At 68.1% G+C, this 4482-nt stretch carries 4 protein-coding genes; all 4 read left to right on the forward strand.

Annotated elements, in window-relative coordinates; all coding sequences use genetic code 11:
* Positions 1-437 (forward strand): LamB/YcsF family protein (locus tag FJX73_12595; protein MBM3471608.1); only part of this gene is annotated, 437 nt, incomplete at its 5' end.
* Positions 367-2214 carry an ABC transporter ATP-binding protein gene (locus tag FJX73_12600; GenBank protein MBM3471609.1) on the forward strand — a complete coding sequence of 616 codons (1848 nt, stop codon included), beginning with the start codon at positions 367-369 and terminating at the stop codon, positions 2212-2214. The genes FJX73_12595 and FJX73_12600, both read left to right, overlap by 71 nt.
* On the forward strand, positions 2211-4067 hold the full coding sequence (locus FJX73_12605) for an ABC transporter ATP-binding protein (GenBank protein ID MBM3471610.1): 1857 nt from the start codon (positions 2211-2213) through the stop codon (positions 4065-4067). Before FJX73_12600 ends, FJX73_12605 begins: the two co-directional genes overlap by 4 nt.
* On the forward strand, positions 4057-4404 hold the full coding sequence (locus FJX73_12610; protein ID MBM3471611.1) for a hypothetical protein: 348 nt from the start codon (positions 4057-4059) through the stop codon (positions 4402-4404). Before FJX73_12605 ends, FJX73_12610 begins: the two co-directional genes overlap by 11 nt.
* Positions 4405-4482 lie beyond the last annotated feature (78 nt).

Raw genomic sequence — 4482 nt, forward strand, 5'->3', positions numbered from 1 at the left:
AGGCGCACGGCGCGCTCTACAACATGGCGGTCGCCGATGCCGCGCTGGCCGGGGCGATCGCAGAGGCCGCGGTCGTGTTCGAGGGGCTGTGGCTGTACGCGCCGCCCGGTTCGGCCATGGCCGCCGCAGCCGAGTCCCGCGGGATTGCGGTGGCGTACGAGGCGTTCCTCGACCGGGGCTACCGCCGCGACGGCACCCTGGTGCCGCGCACCGAGCCCGGAGCCCTACTGACCGACCCGGAGCAGGTGGCCGCGCGCGCGGTGGCGCTGGCGACCGACGGGACTGTAACCGCGACGGACGGCACCAGAATCCCGCTGCGGCCGCGCACCCTGTGCGTCCACAGCGACACCCCGGGGGCCGGAGCCCTTGCGGAGGCGGCCCGCGCCGCGCTGGAGGCAGCCGGGGTGCGCGTGGGGCCGCCCTGGAGCGCTCCGTGATCCAATCTCGTGCGGCGGTCGAGGAGGGCGCGTGAGCCGGCGCCTGCGCGGGTACGTGTTGCGCCACCGCCGTGCCTACCTGATCGGCTTTGCCCTCAGTTTGCTCAGCACCGGGCTGTCCGTGACCAACCCGTGGGTGCTTCGGCTGGCCGTGGACGGCATCCGCTCCGGCGCCGCGCCGCGCCTGCTGGTGGGTCTGGCCGCGGTGTACGTGGGGATCGCGCTGACCGGCGGGTTCATACGGTACCACTGGCGCATGAAAATGCTGGGGGCCGGCCGGCGGATCGAGTACGAGATCCGCAACGACTACTTCGCGCACCTGCAGCGGATGCACCAGGCCTTCTTCCAACACACCCGCACCGGCGACCTGATGGCCCGCGCGATCAACGACCTCAACACCATCAGCCGCCTCGTGGGCGTGGGCATCATGCACTCGTTCAATACCATCTTCATGTTCACCGCGGCGGGGGCGCTGATGTTCACCATAGACCCGCCGCTTGCGCTGGTGGTGATGGTGATCCTGCCCATGGTCAGTCTGGTCTTCGTGCTGCTGGGCCGGCGCATCCACCGGCAGTACGAGCAGGTTCAGGAGCAGTTCAGCACGCTCTCGGCCCGCGCGCAGGAGAACTTCTCGGGAATCCGCGTCGTGAAGGCATTCGCGCAGGAGTCCTCCGAGATAGCCACCTTCGGCGTGATCAACCGCGAGTACATGGCGCGCTCGCTGCGGCTGGCCCGCACCGCCGGCGCGCTCTGGCCCTCGATGACGCTCATTCTCGGTGGCGCGGCCGCGGCGGTGTTGTGGCAGGGAGGCAACGCCGTGGTCGCCGGCCGCATCACGCTGGGCCAGCTCGTGCAGTTCTTCGGCTACTTGATGATGCTGTCGTGGCCGATGATCGCCCTGGGCTGGGTGGCGACCATCGTTCAGCAGGGGCTTGCCTCGATGCGGCGGATCGAGACGATACTGGACAGCCGGCCGGCCATCGCCGAACCGCCGGAGCCGGTGCAGCCCGAACGGCTGCGCGGTGAGATCGAGTTCCGCGACGTTTCGTTTGCTTATGACGGGGTGCCGGTGCTACGCGGGATCAACCTCCGCATCCCCGCGGGGGTCACGGTGGCGATCGTAGGCCCGACCGGTTGTGGGAAGACCACGCTGGTCTCCCTCATTCCCCGCCTGTTTGACCCGACCGGCGGGGCAGTGCTGGTGGACGGGATTGACGTGCGCCGCATGGGTCTTCCGGTGCTCCGGGGAAGCATCGGGTTGGTGCCCCAGGAATCCTTCCTGTTCTCCGACACCCTAGAGGGCAACCTGGCCTTTGGGGTAGAAGGTGGCGACGGCAGCCGCGTGCGGGAGGCGGCGGAGACCGCGCGGCTGGCACCGGAAGTGGCCGGGTTTCCGCTTGGGTACCGGACCGTGGTCGGGGAGCGCGGCGTCACCCTCTCCGGCGGCCAGAAGCAGCGCGCGACGATCGCCAGGGCGCTGGCGCGCGACCCCGAGATCCTGATCCTGGACGACGCGCTCAGCAGCGTGGATACGCGCACCGAGGAGGAGATCCTCCAGGCGCTGCGCCGGTTCATGGCGGCGCGCACAAGTCTGATCATCTCGCACCGCATCTCGACGGTGCGCGGCGCCGACCTGATCGTAGTGCTGGCGGACGGGAGGATCGTCGAGCAGGGCACGCACGACGCCCTGCTGGATGCCGGCGGGCTCTACGCCGACCTCTATCAGAAGCAGCTCCTAAAGGAGGCCCTGGAGGCCGACGAGGCCCCTGTGTCATGAGCACCGTGTTCCACGAAGACGAGATCATCGGCGCGGCCTACGACGCCCGCCTGATGCGGCGGTTGATGGGCTACGTGCGCCCCTACCGCGCCGCCGTCGTCCTGGCGGTTGTGCTGCTGCTGCTCACCTCCGCGGCCAGCCTGGTAGGGCCCTACATCGTGCGGATAGCCATTGACGATCACATCACGCCCGGGCGGCTGGAAGGGCTGGGGGTGGTCATTCTCGCCTACCTGGGGGCGCTGGTCGCCGCCTTTGTCCTCCGCTACGCCCAGACCTACATGATGGCGCGCGTCGGGCAGCACGCGATGTACGACCTGAGGATGGAGTTGCTCACCCACCTCCAGCGGCTCTCGGTCGGCTTCTACACGCGCCAGCCGGTCGGCCGGCTGGTCACCCGCGTCACCAACGACATCGAGGCCCTAAACGAGATGATCACCCAGGGCGTGGTGGCCATCTTCGGCGACCTGGTGACGCTGGTGGGCATCGTCGCCATCCTGCTGTACCTCGACTGGCGCCTGGCCCTGGCCACCATGCTGGTGCTGCCGGCCATCATCCTCTTTACCGCGCGGTTCCGGGCGGTGGCGCGCGAGGCCTACCGCGCGATCCGGGTGCGCCTGGCCCGCATCAACGCCTTCCTCAACGAGCACATCATGGGGATGGGGATCGTGCAGCTCTTCGGCCGCGAAGCCCGGGAGCAGGCGCGTTTCGAGGAGCTGAACCGCGAGCACCTTGCGGCCACCATGGCGTCGCTGAGGTCGTTCGCGATCTTCCACCCCGTGGTGGGTGCCATGAGCGCGGTGGCGGTGGCGATCATCATCGCCTACGGCGGCGCGCAGGCGCTGGCAGGAACGATAAGCGTGGGGCTGGTGGTGGCGTTCGTCCAGTACGCCCAGCGGTTCTTCGAGCCGATCGAGGACCTGGCCGAGAAGTACAATATCCTGCAGGCGGCCATGGCCTCATCCGAGCGGCTCTTCCGCCTGCTCGACGAGCCGGTCGAGGTGGAGGATCCACCCGCGCCGCTGCGCGCGGATCGCGTGCGGGGGGAGATCGAGTTTCGCAACGTCTGGTTCGCCTACGAGCCCACTTCGCCCCACCAGGACGGCGGCCCGCAGGCGCCGGCCGGGCATTCTGCGCCCGCCCCGGAGCACGACTGGGTGCTGCGGGACGTGTCGTTTCGCATCCTTCCGGGCGAGAGCGTGGCGTTCGTGGGACACACCGGCGCCGGCAAGTCTTCAATTATCAACCTGATAACGCGGTTCTACGACCCGCAGCAGGGATGCGTGCTGGTGGACGGCAGCGACGTCCGCGGTTGGGATCAGCGCGATCTGCGCCGGCACATCGGCCTGGTCCTCCAGGACGTCTTCTTGTTCGCCGGGACGATAGAAGATAACATCCGGCTGGGGACCTCCTCGATCACCTCAGAGCAGGTGCGGCGCGCGGCCGAGTTCGTCAACGCGGCCCGGTTCATCGAGCGGATCCCAGGAGGGTACCAGGCCCAGGTGCAGGAGAGAGGCGCCACTCTCTCGGTAGGCCAGAAGCAGTTGATCGCGTTCGCCCGGGCGATTGCCCACAACCCGGAGGTCCTGCTGGTACTCGACGAGGCGACCAGCAGCGTGGATACTGATACCGAGATCCTGATCCAGGACGCGTTGGGCCGCGTGATGCAGAACCGGACCTCGATCATCATCGCCCACCGGCTCTCGACGATCCAGCACGTGGACCGCATCCTGGTGATCCACAAGGGCCGCATCGCCGAGGAAGGCACGCACCGCGAGCTGCTCGCGCGCGGGGGCATCTACACCAAGCTCTACCAGTTGCAGTACAGAGACCAGGAGCTGCGCCATGACGCCTGAGGTCAAACCGCTGTTGAAGAAGTTGCGCGAGATCGCGATCGAGGCGCTGGAGGAGCGCCGCGGGCTGGTGGTCTACTCGAAGATGGATGCCCAGGAGATGGACCGGCTGGCCCGCAAGGTTGAGATAGACGCGCTGGAAAAGATCCGGTCCGCCCTGCCGGATGCTTCGGTCCTGATCGAGATCCAGCAAATCCAGGACCGGCTGCTGCAGATGGATGGGAAACTGGCCGAACTGGATGCGCGGGAGGAGATCTCGGACAGGTCGCGCCAGCTCGAGCGCGACGACATTATCTGGAGGGCGTTTGAAGAGGTGGTCAGGCTTCTGGGGATTGAGTAGGAACCGCCACCGGAGTTTCGTGGCGGTGATCGAAGCGGCGGTGCGCGCTACTTCCGGCGCCGGCCGCCGCGCTTCGCC

The organism is Armatimonadota bacterium (assembly GCA_016869025.1).
Lineage (GTDB): Bacteria > Sysuimicrobiota > Sysuimicrobiia > Sysuimicrobiales > Humicultoraceae > VGFA01.